This window comes from Streptomyces sp. NPDC001889, assembly GCF_053594535.1.
In genome coordinates this window covers 1-15,143 of sequence record NZ_JBSFER010000043.1, presented here as the reverse complement: position 1 = coordinate 15,143, position 15,143 = coordinate 1, and the positions used below count along the sequence as shown (strand labels likewise).

The 15,143-nt window shown below is 73.9% G+C and carries 14 protein-coding genes; 9 read left to right on the top strand and 5 right to left on the bottom strand.

Annotated features, from left to right (window positions below; genetic code table 11):
- Positions 1 to 43: 43 nt before the first annotated feature.
- The gene (gene aroH, locus ACWCRA_RS33895) at positions 44 to 589 is read left to right on the top strand and encodes a chorismate mutase (RefSeq protein WP_351559802.1); all 546 of its coding nucleotides are present in this window, start codon (positions 44 to 46) and stop codon (positions 587 to 589) included.
- 81 nt (positions 590 to 670) lie between these two features.
- Here aroH and ACWCRA_RS33890 read toward each other — a convergent pair whose 3' ends face one another.
- Positions 671 to 871 carry a hypothetical protein gene (locus ACWCRA_RS33890; RefSeq protein WP_351559800.1) on the bottom strand — a complete coding sequence of 67 codons (201 nt, stop codon included), beginning with the start codon at positions 869 to 871 and terminating at the stop codon, positions 671 to 673.
- Positions 872 to 1,202: 331 nt separating this feature from the next.
- Here ACWCRA_RS33890 and ACWCRA_RS33885 point away from each other — a divergent pair, with 331 nt between their 5' ends.
- Positions 1,203 to 4,166: a BTAD domain-containing putative transcriptional regulator gene (locus ACWCRA_RS33885; protein WP_451069363.1), complete on the top strand. Its 2,964-nt coding sequence runs from the start codon at positions 1,203 to 1,205 to the stop codon at positions 4,164 to 4,166.
- A gap of 27 nt (positions 4,167 to 4,193) precedes the next feature.
- On the opposite strand, the gene ACWCRA_RS33880 is transcribed toward ACWCRA_RS33885, so the two are convergent.
- A complete protein-coding gene (locus ACWCRA_RS33880; protein WP_351559269.1) occupies positions 4,194 to 5,384 on the bottom strand; it encodes a cytochrome P450 in 1,191 nt (396 codons plus the stop codon).
- Positions 5,385 to 5,762: 378 nt separating this feature from the next.
- Here ACWCRA_RS33880 and ACWCRA_RS33875 point away from each other — a divergent pair, with 378 nt between their 5' ends.
- The 5 genes from ACWCRA_RS33875 (at position 5,763) to ACWCRA_RS33855 (ending at position 9,909) form a co-directional block, all read left to right on the top strand.
- Positions 5,763 to 6,101, top strand: coding sequence for an antibiotic biosynthesis monooxygenase family protein (locus ACWCRA_RS33875; protein ID WP_351559267.1), 339 nt, complete (start codon positions 5,763 to 5,765; stop codon positions 6,099 to 6,101).
- Entirely contained in the window at positions 6,098 to 6,982 is an 885-nt protein-coding gene (locus tag ACWCRA_RS33870; protein WP_351559265.1) for an NAD(P)-dependent oxidoreductase, read from the top strand. Before ACWCRA_RS33875 ends, ACWCRA_RS33870 begins: the two co-directional genes overlap by 4 nt.
- Complete coding sequence (locus tag ACWCRA_RS33865) at positions 6,979 to 7,941, top strand: amidohydrolase family protein (RefSeq protein ID WP_351559263.1); 963 nt, start codon at positions 6,979 to 6,981, stop codon at positions 7,939 to 7,941. Before ACWCRA_RS33870 ends, ACWCRA_RS33865 begins: the two co-directional genes overlap by 4 nt.
- A complete protein-coding gene (locus ACWCRA_RS33860; RefSeq protein WP_451069362.1) occupies positions 7,938 to 9,179 on the top strand; it encodes a cytochrome P450 family protein in 1,242 nt (413 codons plus the stop codon). Before ACWCRA_RS33865 ends, ACWCRA_RS33860 begins: the two co-directional genes overlap by 4 nt.
- Positions 9,180 to 9,399: 220 nt before the next feature.
- Positions 9,400 to 9,909 (top strand): GNAT family N-acetyltransferase, encoded by a 510-nt coding sequence (locus ACWCRA_RS33855; protein WP_351559259.1) that lies wholly within the window; start codon positions 9,400 to 9,402, stop codon positions 9,907 to 9,909.
- 32 nt (positions 9,910 to 9,941) lie between these two features.
- On the opposite strand, the gene ACWCRA_RS33850 is transcribed toward ACWCRA_RS33855, so the two are convergent.
- Both ACWCRA_RS33850 and ACWCRA_RS33845 read right to left on the bottom strand, forming a co-directional pair.
- Positions 9,942 to 10,955 (bottom strand): D-alanyl-D-alanine carboxypeptidase family protein, encoded by a 1,014-nt coding sequence (locus ACWCRA_RS33850; protein ID WP_451069361.1) that lies wholly within the window; start codon positions 10,953 to 10,955, stop codon positions 9,942 to 9,944.
- 88 nt (positions 10,956 to 11,043) lie between these two features.
- Positions 11,044 to 11,865: a thioesterase II family protein gene (locus tag ACWCRA_RS33845; RefSeq protein ID WP_451069360.1), complete on the bottom strand. Its 822-nt coding sequence runs from the start codon at positions 11,863 to 11,865 to the stop codon at positions 11,044 to 11,046.
- 259 nt (positions 11,866 to 12,124) lie between these two features.
- Here ACWCRA_RS33845 and ACWCRA_RS33840 point away from each other — a divergent pair, with 259 nt between their 5' ends.
- On the top strand, positions 12,125 to 12,973 hold the full coding sequence (locus tag ACWCRA_RS33840) for a metallophosphoesterase family protein (protein ID WP_351559272.1): 849 nt from the start codon (positions 12,125 to 12,127) through the stop codon (positions 12,971 to 12,973).
- Positions 12,970 to 13,671, top strand: coding sequence for a 4'-phosphopantetheinyl transferase family protein (locus ACWCRA_RS33835; RefSeq protein WP_351559253.1), 702 nt, complete (start codon positions 12,970 to 12,972; stop codon positions 13,669 to 13,671). Before ACWCRA_RS33840 ends, ACWCRA_RS33835 begins: the two co-directional genes overlap by 4 nt.
- A 98-nt stretch (positions 13,672 to 13,769) precedes the next feature.
- On the opposite strand, the gene ACWCRA_RS33830 is transcribed toward ACWCRA_RS33835, so the two are convergent.
- Positions 13,770 to 14,711: a phosphotransferase family protein gene (locus ACWCRA_RS33830; protein ID WP_351559251.1), complete on the bottom strand. Its 942-nt coding sequence runs from the start codon at positions 14,709 to 14,711 to the stop codon at positions 13,770 to 13,772.
- Positions 14,712 to 15,143: the final 432 nt, after the last annotated feature.

The window sequence follows — 15,143 nt, the reverse complement described above, 5'->3', positions numbered from 1 at the left end:
GGGGAGCCGCCGCCGAAGATGACGGAGGAACACGGAGGACGACGTGTCCCTGCACATACCGCTGCTGGCACTGACCGCCGGGCTGCTGGTCATCACCGCCATGGTCACCGCCCTGGTGCTGAGCGGCACCTCCGGCGGCCCCCGCGACCGGCCGGCCGGTCCGCCCGGGCGGCTCCGCGACCACCATCCGCGCCCCGTGGCACCGCGCACCGCGGACGGGGGAGAGACGGTCACGCGGGCGATCAGAGGCGCCACCCAGGTGGCGCGGAACGACCGGGAGTCCATCCTGGAGGCGACCACCGAACTCCTCGCGGAGCTGATGCGCCGCAATGGACTCACCACCGGCGACGTGGTCTCCGTGCTGTTCACCGCGACACCCGACCTGACCGCCGAGGTCCCCGCCCTCGCCGCCCGCAGGGCGGGGTTCCACGATGTGCCGCTGCTGTGCGCCGCCGAGATCGATCTCCCCGGGGCGCTGCCGCGCGTGGTCCGCCTGATGGTGTACGCCGACATCGAGCGCGCCCGCACCGGTATCCGCCCGGTCTATCTGCGCGGCACGGCGGAGCCCCGGCAGGACCTCATGGGCTGATACGGCTCCGGGGAGCCCGGCCGCCATCGGGGCCCCGGTGCGCGGACACACCCACCGGGGCCCCGCGGTGCCGGTCCCGGCTCAGGCGGTGGCGCCGAGCGCGAAGTTCAGCGCGTACAGGATCGCCGGGAGGACACCGAGGAGACCGGCGAGGGCGCCGATCACCACCGGGAGCCGGTGATTCTGCCGCAGGGTGTTCGTCAGATGCGCGACGAGCGTGAAGTAGGCCAGAATCACCACCACTCCGGCCGCCAGTCCCATGGATGAACTCGTCAGTTGCATAGCGGTGCTCTTCTCTGTGCGTCAGTGCCCAGTCCGATGTGGCGACACGCAGATCAAGAGACCGTCAACGGCCCCTGGCTGGGGGGCCTCAGAGCGCTCCTGGCGGCGCGACGTCGGAATGACGGTAGCCCAAAGCGGGTACGGAGCACCAGAGTTGCCGAAGAATGGCAGAACGAGGCCCTCCGGGAAGCCATCCCGGAGACCCTCGTCCGCACGATGTGTCACCGGACTGGGCACGTCCGCACATAACACCTGGCCTATCCTCCACTCGGGGGATATACGATCGATATACGCCTCGCTGGAACTGTGCGCGGCAGCCCAGGAGGTGGTGATGGACGGCGGGGAGGGCCTCCGGTCCACGGCGCTCGAACCCGGGCCCGTGCCGGTCGACGGCCGGCATCGCCCGGAGGGACTCCGGTTCACGGTGCTCGGTCCGGTGCGCGCCTGGCGCCAGGGGGAGGTTCTGCCGTCCGGTTCCCCCCAGCAGCGCGCGCTGCTCGCCGCGCTGCTGCTCCGCGACGGCCGCACCGCGACGGCGGCCGAGCTGATCGACGCGATCTGGGGCGACGAACCCCCCTCCCAGGCCCTCGCGGTGACACGCACCTACGCCTCCAGGCTCCGCAAGGTCCTCGGCCCCGGCACTCTGATCAGCGAGTCGGGCGGCTACGCCCTGCGGGTTTTGAGGGAGAGCGTGGACCTCTTCGCCGCCCAGGAGCTGGCGGCGGAGGCGGACAGGGCCCGCGCCGCCGGGGACCGCGACCGGGCGAGGCCGCTCCTCGGCCGGGTGCTCGGACTCTGGGACGGCGAGGCGCTGACCGGTGTGCCGGGCCCGTACGCCGAGAACCAGCGGGCGCGGCTGGAGGAGTGGCGGCTCCAGCTGCTGGAGAGCCGGCTCGACCTGGACCTGGAGACCGGCGCCCACGCGGAGGCGGTTTCCGAGCTGACCGCGCTCACCGCCGCGCACCCGCTGCGGGAGCGGCTGCGGGAACTCCTGATGCTGGCGCTCTACCGCAGCGGGCGCCAGGCCGAGGCGCTCGCCGTCTACGCCGACACCCGCCGGCTCCTCGCCGACGAGCTGGGCGTCGACCCGCGCCCCGAACTCTCCCGCCTCCAGGAGCGCATCCTCCGCGCCGACAAGGAGCTGGTGATCCCCGGCGGCGCCGGCGAGGCCACCGGCCCCGTCCCTCCCCGGCCCGCCCAACTGCCCTCCAGAGCACACGATTTCACCGGACGGGTCTCTTTCGTCCAGGAGCTGGTCCATACGCTCGCCACCAGTGAGGGTTCGGTGATGGCGGTCTCCGCGCTCGCCGGCATCGGCGGCGTCGGCAAGACCACCCTCGCCCTCGAAGTGGCCCACGAGGCCCGCCCGCACTTCCCCGACGGCCAGCTCTACGCCGACCTCCGGGGAACAGGGAGCCGTGCCGCCGAACCGGCCGCCGTCCTCGGCTCCTTTCTGCGCGCCCTCGGCACCGGGGACTCCGCCATCCCCGACTCCCCGGAGGAGCGGGCCGCGCTCTACCGCTCCACGCTGGACGGGCGCCGTGTCCTGGTCCTGCTCGACAACGCCCGGGACGCCGCCCAGGTCCGCCCCCTCCTGCCCGGTGCGCCGGGTTGCGCCACCGTGGTCACCAGCCGGGCGCGGATGGTCGACCTGGCGAGCGCCCATCTGGTCGACCTCGATGTGATGTCCCCCGAGGAAGCCCTCCAGCTCTTCACCCGGATCGTGGGCGACGAGCGGGTCCTGGCCGAGCACGAGGCGGCCCGCGAGACCGTCGCCGCCTGCGGCTTCCTGCCGCTCGCCATCCGGATCGCCGCCTCCCGGCTGGCCGCCCGCCGCACCTGGACCATCTCCGTGCTCGCCGCCAAGCTCGCCGACGAGCGCCGCCGGCTCGACGAACTCCAGGCCGGCGACCTCGCCGTGAAGGCCACCTTCGAACTCGGCTACGGCCAGCTCGACCCGGAGCAGTCCCGCGCCTTCCGGCTGCTCGGCCTCGCCGACGGCCCCGACATCTCCCTCGCCGCCGCCGCGGCCCTGCTGGACCGGTCCGCGCACCGGGCCGAGGACCTGCTGGAGGGGCTCGTCGACACCTCCCTCCTGGAGTCCGCCGCGCCGGGCCGCTACCGCTACCACGACCTCGTCCGGCTCTACGCGCGCGCGTGCGCCGAACGCGACGAGCGCCCCGAGGACACCGGCGCGGCCCTCTCCCGGCTGCTGGACTTCTACCTCGCCACCGTGAGCCGGGTGTACGCCATCGACCGGCCGGGCGACCGCCTCCCGGACCACCTGGAATCCACCGGGACCGACGGGCTCTCGTTCGCCCGCCGGCAGGAAGCCCTCGACTGGCTCTACACCGAGGCTCCCTGCCTCCTCGCCTGCGCCCAGCAGTCCACCGCCGACAGCGGGGGTCTGCGGCGCGCCGTCGACCTGCTCTGGGCCGCCAAGGACCTGGCCGAGTCGGGGGCCAACTCCCAGCAGTACGCCGCCGCGGCGCTCACCGCCCGGGACGCCGCGAGCCGGGTGGACGACAGCCGGGCACTGGGCCGCGCCCACACCGTCCTCGCCCAGGCCCATCTGGTCGCCGGCCGTTACACGGAGGCGGACGAGGAGGCGGAGCGGGCCGCCCGGTTCGCGAGCCGGGCGGGCGACGCGGCGCCCGTCTTCTGGGCCGACAACGACCGCGGCATCATCGCCGTCAACCAGGGGCGGCACGCCGACGCCGAGCGGTTTCTGCGCCGGGCCATGGAGGGCTTCCGCGCGGACGGCAACGGCCCCGGTGAGGCGAGCGCCCTGGGCAATCTCTCCCGGCTCCACCTCTTCATGGGCCGCGTCGAGCAGTCCATCGACCTCGCCCGCCAAGCCCTCGACCTGCTGCTCCGTCTCGGGTTCACCGTTCGGGTGGCCAACGCGCGCTATGTGCTGGGAGTCGCCCTCACCGAGGCGGGAAGCCTGGCCGAGGCGCTGGAGGAACTGACGGAGGCGCGGGAGAGCTTCGGCGCGGTCCGGCAGCGGCTGTGGGAGGGGACGACCCTGTTCCGTATCGCCCAGGTCCATCTGGCCGCCCACCGCCCCGCCCGGGCCGCGCAACACGCGGAACAGGCCCTGGCCATCGGCTGCATCGGCGGCGACCGCATCCGCGCCAAGGTCCTCATCACCCTCGGCCGGGCGCTCTCCGCGCTCGGCCAGGCCGACCGCGCCCGGGCCTGCTGGCGGGAGGCGCTCGCCCTGCACGAGCAGCTCGGGTCGGCGGAGGCGGAGGAAGTGAGGGCACTCCTCGGCCCGCTCAGCGCCGTCTGAGGCACCGGGCGGGCCGGGGCCGGGCGCCTACCAGGTGACCGGCAGCTCCCGCAGCCCGTTGACGAGCCGGTCCTCGCGCCACGCCAGCGCGGCGAGATCCTCCGTCGGGCGCAGCCCGGGGAAGCGCCGCAGCAGGCTCCCGATGGCCACCTCCATCTCGATCCGGGCCAGCGCGGCGCCGAGGCAGGCGTGCGCGCCGTGGCCGAAGGCGACATGGCCGCCCGGCGGGCGCCGTATGTCGAAGCGGTCCGGTTCGCCGAATCTGCCGGCGTCGCGGTTGGCCGCGGCCGGCAGCGGCATCACGCCCTCACCCTCGCGGATCGTCACCCCGCCCAGCTCCAGCTCGCCCCTGGCCACCATGATCAGGAAGAAGGTGCCCTGCGGCTGGTAGCGCAGGATCTCCTCCACCGCTCCCGGCAGCAGCCCCGGGTCGGCGCGCAGGGCGTCGAGCTGCTCCGGGTGCTGGAACAGCCGCCACATCCCCGCGCCGATGGAGTTGACCGTGGTCTCGTAGCCACCGATGAGCACGGTCTGCGCCAGCCGCACGATCTCCGTGTCGGTCAGCGCGTCGTCGGTGTCGTGCCGCGAGGCGAGCCAGCCGCTGATCACATCGTCGCCCGGCTCGGCCCGGCGGGCCGTCACCAGCTCGCCCAGATAGCCCTGGATCGCGGAGCGGGCGGCGTCCACCTCCTCCACCGTGGTCCCGAGCACCGTGACGATCCGGTCCGACCAGACCGTGAACCGGTCGCGGTCCTCGGCCGGGACGCCGAACAGCTCCGAGATCACCGTGATCGGCAGGGGATAGGCCAGGCCCTGGACGAGATCGGCGGGCGGGCCGGCCGCCTCCAGCTCGTCCAGCAGCCCGTCCGTGAGCTGCTGGACGCGCTCGCGCAGGGCGGCGATCCGGCGCGCGGTGAACGGCCGCGCGGCCGGACGGCGCACCTGGGTGTGCACGGCGCCGTCGTGCTGGAGCGTGCGGAAGGCCTTGCGGTAGCCGCCGATGGCACCGGACGTGCCCACCTCGGGGTCTCCCTCCCCCACGACCCGCGACAGCAGCGGATGGGTCAGCGCCGTCCGCACCTCCTGGTAGCCGGTGACCAGCCACACCGGGTTCCCGCTGGGCAGCCGCACCCGGGCGACCGGGGCGCCGGGCAGCGGAACGGGGTCGCCCGTGAAGGCGTGGCCGGGGTAGTCGGGGATGGTCTCGGTGTCACGCATGGGGGTCTCCTTCGCCTCGCCACGGCTCACGGGGGCCGCCCGGCGCCGGTTCAGCGGTACCCGGCGCCCGGGGCGCCCGTGGCCGGATCGGGACCCCCGCCCGGAGGTCCGGTCAGCCGAACGGAGCAAGGCCGCCGGGGGATTCGCCGCCGGGTCCGGCCGCACCCGGTCGCCCCGAGGCCCCCGGGAGCGGCGCCCGCCACCGCGTACACCCGCCGGCCGCGCCCTCGTACGGATGCCGCTCCTCACCCGTACGCACCGGCACACGTGGCCGGATTCCGCTCCCCGTTGGGCCGTCTCCGCGCAGGAGTTGCGGGGCACCGGACGACATGAGTCCGTGGATGCGTGCTTTGCCGGATATGACTGTCAGGAGGAGGCATGCGCACCGAGCAGAACGGCCACTCGGCCGACAAGCTGTCCGTGGTGTACTCGGTCCACGTCGTCGAAGGCGGTGAGCAGGGGTTTCTCGACGCGTACGAAGGCATACGGAAGTCCGTCGCCAGCGTCCCCGGCCACATCATCGACCGGCTGGGAGAACCCATCGACGACTCCCGGCAGTGGGTGATCAGCAGCGAGTGGGAGTCGCCCGAACACTTCTTCGCCTGGCAGCAGGGCGAGGACCACCGCGCACTGCTGGCCCCGCTGCGCGTCTGGGTCGACCAGACGCAGTCGCTGCGGTTCCGGATCATCCAGGAGACCGTGGGAGCCAAGACATGACACAGGACACCGGGCCCGTCGCCGTACTGGGCCTCGGCTCGATGGGCACCGGACTCGCCACCCGCCTCCTCGACCGGGGAGTGCGGGTACGGGTCTGGAACCGCACCGCGGAGCGTGCCGCGCCGCTCGCCGACGCCGGGGCCGTCACCGCGGCCCACCCCGCCGAAGCCATCGAGGGCACGAGCGCCGCGATCTGCACGGTCGCCGACAGCGAGGCCCTCGCCGCCGTGCTGCGCGGCCCGGACGGCATCCTCTCCGGCGCCCCCTACCCCGGCGCGCTGGTCTGCGCCAGCACCGTCGCCCCCGACGAGGTGGTCCGCCTCACCGGGGGCCACCACTCCGTGCTGGACGTCGGCATGCTCGGCAACCGGGAGCACGCCCGCAGCGGGGAGCTGAGGCTCTTCGTCGGCGGCGAGGAACGTGTCTTCACCGCCGGCCTGCCCCTCCTCGAACTGCTGGGCAAGGAGGTCGTCCACCTCGGCGGACTCGGCTCCGGCATGCGGATGAAGCTGCTCCTCAACCTGCTGATGGGCATCGAGGTGCAGGCCATGGCGGAGGCCGTGGAACTGGCGGCGGCCTCCGGACTCGACCGGGGACTCGTCCTCGGCGCCATCGCGGGCAGCGGCTTCGCCTCGCCCGTCATGGCCTTCAAGTCCAAGCGGCTGACGGCCGGGCGCTTCGACCAGCCGGACTTCCGGCTGCGGCTGATGGCCAAGGACCTGCTGCTGGCGTCGAGTCAGGCCGAAGCGGCCGGACTGCGGCTCCCGCTCCTCGCCGCCGCCACGGAAACCCATGTCAGCGCCACCGAGCGGGGCCACGGCGACGAGGACTGCGTCGCGGTCGCCCATGTACTCACACCATCACCGGGAACCCATCCATGATCATCGACATTCATGGCCATCTGTCCCCACCGGAGGCCGCCCGGCGCTTCCCCATGCCCCCCGCCCTGACCGACGTCGACGCCATGCTCGCCGCCCGCGCGCAGGCCGGCATCGACCTCACCATCATCGGCAGCCCGGTCGGGGCCGGCGCCATGGCACGCGTCCCCGGCGTCGACAACTACCGCCAGCCGCGCGACCGGCTGCGCGGCTTCCACGACTGGATGTCCGGTCTGATCTCCACCTTCCCGGACCAGCTGCGCGGCTATGTGTACGCCAACCCGTTCGGCGACGACGACCATCTCGAAGGCGTCCGCGAGACCCTCGCCGACCCCGCCTTCGTCGGTCTGATCACCACCTCCAGCGTCCACGGCGAACTGCTCGCCTCACCCAGGGCCGATGGATTCTTCGCCCTCGCGGCGGAGACCCGGGCGCCGGTCCTGGTCCACGCCCCGGCCGAGCCGATCGGCACGGAACGCGTCGACGATCTCGGCTTCGTCGAACAGATCGGCCGGTTCGGCGACCTCACCGTGGGCATCGCGATGATCGCGTTCGCGGGATGGCTGGACAAGTACCCGGAGCTGCGGCTGATCGGCGCCACCGGCGGCGGCGCCCTGGCCCTGCTGCCCGAACGGCTCCAGACCGCGGCCCGGCCCCGGCACTGGGGCCCGGGCGCGCCCGGGGCGGACGGGCCCGCGGACCGCCGGCCCCCGGCCGAGCCGGGCGAGGCGCTGCGCCGGATGTACGTCGACACCAGCACCTACAGCCCGGCACACCTCGGGCTCAACGCGGAGGTGCTGGGTCCGGAACGGATGATGTTCGGCACCGACTCGCCGCCGATCTCCGTACCGCTGGAGGAGTACATCCGCATGATCGAGAAGCTGCCCCTCGACAAGGCGTCCCAGCAGCTCATCCTCGGCGGCAACGCCGAGGCCGTCTTCGACCTCAGGAGCCGTCCGTGACCAGTGTGGAGGACCCGGCCGTCGCCGCCGAGCAGTGCACCCCCGAGTTCCGGCGGAACCCGTACCCCGTCTACGAGCACCTCAGGGAGACGGCGCCCGTCTGCCCGATGCGCCCCCGGCACGGCATCGACACCTATCTGATCACCCGTTACGAGGACGCGCGGGCGGCGCTCTCCGATCCCCGCTTCAGCAAGGACATGTACGGGGCGATGGAGTCGTACCGGAGGATCTTCGGCGACTCCTCCGTGGCCCTCGACGACCACATGCTGAACTCCGACCCGCCCAAGCACACCCGGCTGCGGAAGCTGGTCAGCTCCGGATTCACCCCGCGCCGGGTGGAGTCCCTGCGGCCCCGTATCCGCGAGGTCGTGGACGCGCTGCTCGACGGGTGCGACCCCGGCGAGCCCGTCGATCTGCTGCCCGCCTTCGCCTTCCCGCTGCCGATCATCGTGATCTGCGAACTCCTCGGTGTGCCGGCGCAGGACCGGGCCAAGGTCCAGGAGTGGTCCACCACGGTGGCCCAGACCGGCTTCAGCAAGGAGTCCAAGCTCGCCCAGCAGCGTGCCGAGGAGAGCCTGTACGCCTACTTCGCCGAGGTCATCGAGGACAAGCGCGCCCACCCCGGCGACGATCTGCTCAGCGCCCTCATCGAGGCCCGTGACGAGAACGGCACCCTCACCGAGCACGAGATGATCTCCACGGCGTTTCTGCTGATGTTCGCGGGACACAAGACCACCGCGTTCCTCATCGGCAACGCCGTCCACCACCTCCTCTCCCACCCCGAGCAGCTCCGCGCCGTGCGCGAGGACCCGGAGCTGCTCGGACCGGCGGTGGAGGAGGTGCTGCGCCACGACGGCTCGGTGGAGACCGCGACCTTCCGCTTCGCGACCGAGGACGCCGAGATCGCCGGAACCCGCATCCCCCGGGGCGCCCTGGTCCAGATCGCCCTCAGCTCGGCCAACCGGGACCCGAGGAAGTTCGACGACCCGGACCGCTTCGACGTGGCGCGGCCGGGCAGCCCCCAGAGCACCCATCTGGGGTTCGGCCACGGCATCCACTACTGCCTGGGGGCGCCGCTCGCGCGGCTGGAGACACAGCTCGCCCTCACCGGCCTCTTCGGCCGCTTCCCGAGGACCGCCTTCGCCCACCCCGAACGGGAAGCCACCTGGATGGAGGTCCCGTTCCCGGCATTCCGCGGTCTGACCGAGCTGTCCGTCGTCCTCGAACCCCGTCCCTGACCCGGGCGCGAAGGGCCACGGCGGCGGCCGTCCCGCTCCGCCGGACCGCTCCCGGGCGGCCCGGCGGAGCGTGTTAGCGTGGCACGGCCCGCAGGGAACGCGCCCCGGCGGCACCCGCCCCGACGGCACCCTTTCGCGCGGAACACCCGCGACCAGCACCGACCGGGAACGGCAGCGGCCCGGGACCCGGAACCGGCCGCGGAGAAACGGAACCTCCTCCATGACCACCTGGACCACCCGCCCCGAGCGGCCCGGGGACGCCGCCGCCGTCCACGGGATCAACGCGTCGGCCTTCCCCACCCCGGCGGAGGCCGACCTCGTCGACGCGCTCCGCGCGGACCCCGGCGCCTGGATCGAGGGTCTCTCCCTGGTGACCGAGGCCCCCGACGGCACTCTCGCCGCGCACGCCCTGCTCACCCGCTGCCACATCGACGGCCACCCCGCGCTCGCCCTCGCCCCGTGTGCCACGCTCCCCGCCCACCAGCGCCGGGGAGCCGGCTCCGCGGCGATCCGCGCGGCACTGGAGGCCGCCCGGGAACGGGGCGAGGCCCTCGTGGTGGTCCTCGGACACGCCGACTACTACCCCCGGTTCGGGTTCGAGCCCGCCTCCCGCTGGGGCATCCGCGCGCCGTTCGAGGTGCCGGACGAGGCGATGATGGCCCTGGTGCTCGACTCCGGCCGGCCGGTTCCGTCCGGTGTCATCCGCTGGGCGGACGCCTTCGGCGTCTGATCCGCGTCCGGCCCCGGCCGGCCGGGGACCGCTCACGCCCGCCGGGTGGAGCGGTCCTCGCGCAGCCCGTCCCGGACGGCGGTGATCAGCCTCCGGCTGCTGTCGAAGGCGGCCTGGAGCCCGGCCGCGGGAGTGGTGCCCGCCCTCTGGTGCAGCACCACCCCGAGGATCAGCCCGGAGCCATGGCCCTCGCCGGTCTCCGCCGCCCACATCAGCGCCCCGCCCGCGGGGGTGCTCGACCCGGTCTTGAGCCCCACGACCCCGTCCCTGCCCAGCAGCTTGTTGGTGTTGACGACGGTGCCCGTGGCCCCGCCGACGGTGACCTCCGGGGTGGCGACAATGGACCGGAAGACCTTGTCCCGCATCACCGCCCGCGCGAGCAGCAGCTGGTCCGCCGCGGTGCTCGTGGTCGTGGCCTCCAGGCCGCTGGCACCGGTGTAGGTGGTGCGGTCCATCCCCAGATCGCGGGCGGCGCGGTTCATCTCCGCCACGAACGCCTTCTCGCTGCCCGAGTGCCAGCGGGCCAGCAGCCGCGCGGCGTTGTTGCCCGACGGCAGCAGCAGCAGTTCCAGCAGCTGCCGCTGGGTCAGCCGCCGGCCCGCCTCCAGCACGACGGTGGACTCGTCACGGGACCACGACTCGTCGGCGGCCCGCTGGTCGACGGGGATCGAGGGGCCGGGTTCGCCCTCCCGGAGCGGACGGCTCCGGAGGACGACATGAGCCGTCATCACCTTGGTGACACTCGCGATCGGCACCGGCGTCTGCTTCCCGCTCGTCCCGATTTCCCCCTGCCCGGTGATCGCCACCCCCGCCTGCCCGTCCTCCGGCCAGGGGAGCGCCATCCGTTCCCCGGCGGCCGGCGCGGCCGCGCGACGCGATCCGGACCCGTCCTCGCGGGAGACCACCAGCCATCCGCACAGGGCGGTCAGGACCAGGACCGCCACCGCACCCCACACCACCGCGGGGGACGGCACCCCGCGCGGCCGGCGCGGCGCGGCCACCGTCCGCTCCTCGGTGGACGGGCCGTTTCCGGGCTGGGCGTGCATGGGGACCTCCGGGGGACGAGCGCGCCGGTGTGCGCACACCCCCACCGTCCCGGGGGGACGTCTCCGGGACCCCGAGGTCACTCACCCGTCACCGCTCGGCTGTGTCTCCGCTCTGTATCAACCCGTCGCCGGGCGCCGCCCCGCGGGCCGCGACCGTCCGCAGATGGTCCCTGATCGTGTTCCGCACCGGCTCCGGCCGGTCGTGGAGGTAGAAGTGGCCGCCGGGGAAGACATGGGCGGTGAACGGCCCTTCGGTGTGCTCGCGCCACGCCTCCACCTCCGGGACGGCGGCACGGGGATCGGCGTCCCCCGTCAGCGCCACCACGGGGCAGTCCAGCGGCGGCTGGGGCACATGGACATAGGTCTCCGACGCCCGGTAGTCCCCCCGGATCGCGGGCATGATCACTTCCAGCAGCTCGGGATCGGCCAGGGCGTCGGCCGCCGAGCCGCCGAGCCGCCTCAGCTCCCGCAGAATCCCCTCGTCGTCGCGGAGATGGACCCGTTCGGCCCGGTCGATATGGGGTGCCCTGCGCCCGGACAGAAACAGCACCGCGGGCAGCCGGGGTCCGGGCAGCCGCCGCAGCCCCCGGGCCACCTCGAAGGCGACGGTCGCCCCCATGCTGTGGCCGAACAGCGCCAGCGGCCGGTGATCGGCCTGTCCGGCGACCACCGGGACCAGCCGCTCGACCAGCTCGGGAAAGGAGGTGACACAGGGTTCGAGACGGCGGTCCTGCCGGCCCGGGTACTGCACCGCCAGCACCTCGGCCCAGGGCGCCAGCGCCACCGACATCGCGTGATAGGCACTCGCCGAACCGCCCGCGTGGGGCAGGCAGACCAGCCGTACCGGAGCCTCGGGGGAGGGGGTGAAGTTCCTTACCCACAGGGCGGAATCATCGGTGCGCCGCTCCATCCCGGACCTCCTCGCCCCTCCGCCGGGACAGGGGCCCGGGCCATCCGCCGGGGGCCGGCGCCGTGGTGGCCGCGACCGGGGCGGCCCTGGGGATTCGTCTGCTCATCACTCGGGCCAATCGTCGGGGGTACGGCCGGAATCCGGGCCCTGGTCCACAGAGATCGTAAACCCCGCGCCCGTGGCCGGGCGGTGACTCCGTGCGATAAGCCGGGTAAGGATGTCCCCCATGAGAGCTTCCGGACAGGCCATGGGTTCGCTCATGGCCATCAGTGATCTGCATGTGGCCTACCCGGAGAACCGGCGCATCGTCTCCGGCATCCGCCCGGACTCCGACGCCGACTGGCTCATCGTGGCCGGTGACGTGGGGGAGATAGCCGAGGACGTCGAGTGGGCGCTGCGCACCCTGCGCGACCGCTTCGCCACCGTGGTCTGGGCGCCCGGCAACCACGAGCTGTGGACCCATCCGTCCGACTCGGTCCAACTGCGCGGCGAGGCCCGCTACCGGCATCTCGTGGACATCTGCCGGGGACTGGGCGTCCTCACCCCGGAGGACCCCTACGCGGTCTGGGAGGGACCGGGCGGCCCGGTCACCGTCGCGCCGCTCCTCGTGCTGTACGACTACAGCTTCCGCACCCCCACCGCCGCCACCCGGGAGGAAGCGCTCGCCCAGGCGTACGAGGCCGGGGTGGTCTGCACCGACGAGGTACTGCTCCACCCCGACCCCCACCCCAGCCGGCAGGCGTGGTGCCGGGCCAGGGTCGCGGAGACCGAGAGCCGGCTGGCGGCGCTCGCCCCCGGGACGCGTACCGTCCTGGTGAACCACTACCCCCTCGTCAGAGAGCCCACCAGGGTTCTGTACTACCCCGAACTCGCCCAGTGGTGCGGCACCGAACTCACCGCGGACTGGCATCTGCGGTTCAACGCGCAGACGGTGGTCTACGGCCATCTGCACATCCCGCGCACCACCTGGCACGACGGCGTCCGCTTCGAGGAGGTCTCGGTCGGCTATCCGCGCGAGCACGGGCCGCGGGGGTTCCCCCGGGGCGTACTGCGGCAGATCCTCCCCGCGCCGGAACCGGAGCCGGTTCCGGGGACGCAGCCGTCATGATCGACCGTATTCTGCCCCCGTCGGTGGCCTCCGCCTGGGCCCTCGACGACACCGGCACCATCGCGCTCTTCCCCCAGGAGGAGGCCGCGATCGTCCGGGCCGTGGAGAAGCGGCGCCGCGAGTTCACCACGGTACGGGCCTGTGCCCGCCGGGCCCTCGCCCGGCTCGGGCTGCCGGAGGCACCGCTGGTGCCGGGCGTGCGCGGCGCCCCGGTCTGGCCCGCCGGGGTGACCGGCAGCATGACGCACTGCGCGGGCTACCGCGCGGCCGCGCTCGCCCGCACCACCGACCTGGCCGCCGTCGGCATCGACGCGGAGCCGCACGACACCCTTCCCGACGGGGTGCTCGAAGCCGTGGCCCGGCCCGAGGAGAGAGCCTGGATCGCCGAGGGCGGGGCCGGGCCCGGAGTGTGCTGGGACCGGCTGCTGTTCAGCGCCAAGGAGACCGTCTTCAAGGTCTGGTACCCGCTGACCGGGAAGGAGCTGGGCTTCGAGGAGGCGACCTTGGTCTTCCACCCCGGCGGCACCTTCACCGCCCGGCTGCTGGTGCCCGTACCGGCGACCGCGCACCCGCTCCCGGCCGAACTGCCCGGCCGCTGGACGGTGGCGGACGGCATCGCCCTCACCGCCGCCGTACTGCCCGCACCGGCCGGAGGGTCCCACCCGCGGCGGACCACCGGCGCCGGCCACGCGGGCTGAGGGACAGCGCCCGGCGTCCGGGGCCACGGCCCCCGGTACGGGCACCGCCGGCCGGGCGGCCGCCTCCGTGCCGGGGGCGGACGGCGGCGCTCCGGGTGTCACAGCAGGGTCTGCGCGACGGCGGCCAGCCGGAGTCCATGGGCCTGAAGCGCCGCCCGGCCGGCGGGCCGCCCGGCGGCGAGCGCGACCTGGGAGGCGAGGGGGTCGACGGCGTGGGCCCGCACGGTCCGCCGGGTGAGCGCGCCGTCCCTGCCCTCCTCCAGGCCGCCGTAGCCGTCGAGGAACGCCGGGGTGAGCAGCCCGTGCGCGTACACCCGTCCCAGCTCGGCGGCCGGCGGTCCGACGAGGCTGTTCGCCAGGTCGAGCACCCCGACGATCCCGCTGCCCCGGAAGCAGAGGTTGTCCGGGCGCAGATCCATGTGGAGCAGCGAGTCCCCGCCGGCCCCGAGGATCGCCTCCCGCAGCGCCGGCTCGATCAGCTCGGCCGGGGGCAGCGGATACAGCCCGGCCGCCCGCCGGTAGCGGTTGAGGGCCCGGGACAGCAGCGCGGTGGGGCGGCCCGCCGCCCGCAGCTCGGCCAGACCGGGCTCCCGCCGGGGCCGCAGGGTGTGGATCGTCCGCGCCAAACGCCCCAGCGACCGCTGCTGCTCCGTGTCGAGTGCGGCGCACTCGTCGTGCTCGACGAGGTCGGCCAGCATCCAGGAGTGGCCGCCGGGCTCCTCCCGGCGCTCCCAGGCGACCACCCGGGGCGCCGGCACCCCGGCGGCGGCCAGCAGCCGGTGCAGGACCACCTCACGGCGGATGACCCGGGCGAAGTCGGTGAACCCGTCGTATCCGGTACGGGTGGTCTCCCGGAGCGGGACCCGCAAGGCGTACCGGGCTCCGGCCGCGCCGGCGCGGAGCACCGCGAAGTCCGTGCCCTGCCGCCAGGGCGCGAGGGTCACGGGGCCGGTGCCGAGCGCGGCCTCGACGCGGGGGAGCAGGGCCGGCACCCAGGACGCGATGTCGGGCGGCGGCCGCAGAACCGGCCCCGGGATCATGGGGGAGGGAGCGTGCCGCTCGTCCGACGCCATGTCAGTGGGGGCCGAACTGTTCGGTGGCGACCACTGTGCTGACCATTCTCCCCCGCCGTCCGTCCGGACCGATGGCTCCATGGTTCCCCACGGCACGCCGGTTTCGCCGGACGGGTTCACGCCGTACGGGCGTTCGGACGGCAATTGTCCGGAAGTCCTCGGTGCTTTCGCCGTATTCGCCCGCTCATCACGGGGAGATACGGCGCACGGTGACCCGGGGGCGGGGGCGTGTTCCGCGCGCGCGGCACCCGAACACGCGCACAGCGCCCCACGGCGTGGTGGCCGTGGGGCGCTGTGGGCCCGCGGGTCAGTTCTTGCGGGTGGTGATGTCGTCGGTGAGCTGGGGAACGACGGTGAAGAGATCACCGACGACGCCGTAGTCGGCGAGGTCGAAGATCG

Coding starts and splice junctions, on each gene's coding strand:
- ACWCRA_RS33845 (WP_451069360.1), bottom strand. CDS start 11,865: ATGGAGCGGCGCACCGATGATTCCGCCCTGTGGGTAAGGAACTTCACC.
- ACWCRA_RS33865 (WP_351559263.1), top strand. CDS start 6,979: ATGATCATCGACATTCATGGCCATCTGTCCCCACCGGAGGCCGCCCGG.
- ACWCRA_RS33890 (WP_351559800.1), bottom strand. CDS start 871: ATGCAACTGACGAGTTCATCCATGGGACTGGCGGCCGGAGTGGTGGTG.
- ACWCRA_RS33835 (WP_351559253.1), top strand. CDS start 12,970: ATGATCGACCGTATTCTGCCCCCGTCGGTGGCCTCCGCCTGGGCCCTC.
- ACWCRA_RS33830 (WP_351559251.1), bottom strand. CDS start 14,711: ATGATCCCGGGGCCGGTTCTGCGGCCGCCGCCCGACATCGCGTCCTGG.
- ACWCRA_RS33870 (WP_351559265.1), top strand. CDS start 6,098: ATGACACAGGACACCGGGCCCGTCGCCGTACTGGGCCTCGGCTCGATG.
- ACWCRA_RS33850 (WP_451069361.1), bottom strand. CDS start 10,955: ATGCACGCCCAGCCCGGAAACGGCCCGTCCACCGAGGAGCGGACGGTG.
- ACWCRA_RS33855 (WP_351559259.1), top strand. CDS start 9,400: ATGACCACCTGGACCACCCGCCCCGAGCGGCCCGGGGACGCCGCCGCC.
- ACWCRA_RS33880 (WP_351559269.1), bottom strand. CDS start 5,384: ATGCGTGACACCGAGACCATCCCCGACTACCCCGGCCACGCCTTCACG.
- ACWCRA_RS33840 (WP_351559272.1), top strand. CDS start 12,125: ATGGCCATCAGTGATCTGCATGTGGCCTACCCGGAGAACCGGCGCATC.
- ACWCRA_RS33875 (WP_351559267.1), top strand. CDS start 5,763: ATGCGCACCGAGCAGAACGGCCACTCGGCCGACAAGCTGTCCGTGGTG.
- ACWCRA_RS33885 (WP_451069363.1), top strand. CDS start 1,203: ATGGACGGCGGGGAGGGCCTCCGGTCCACGGCGCTCGAACCCGGGCCC.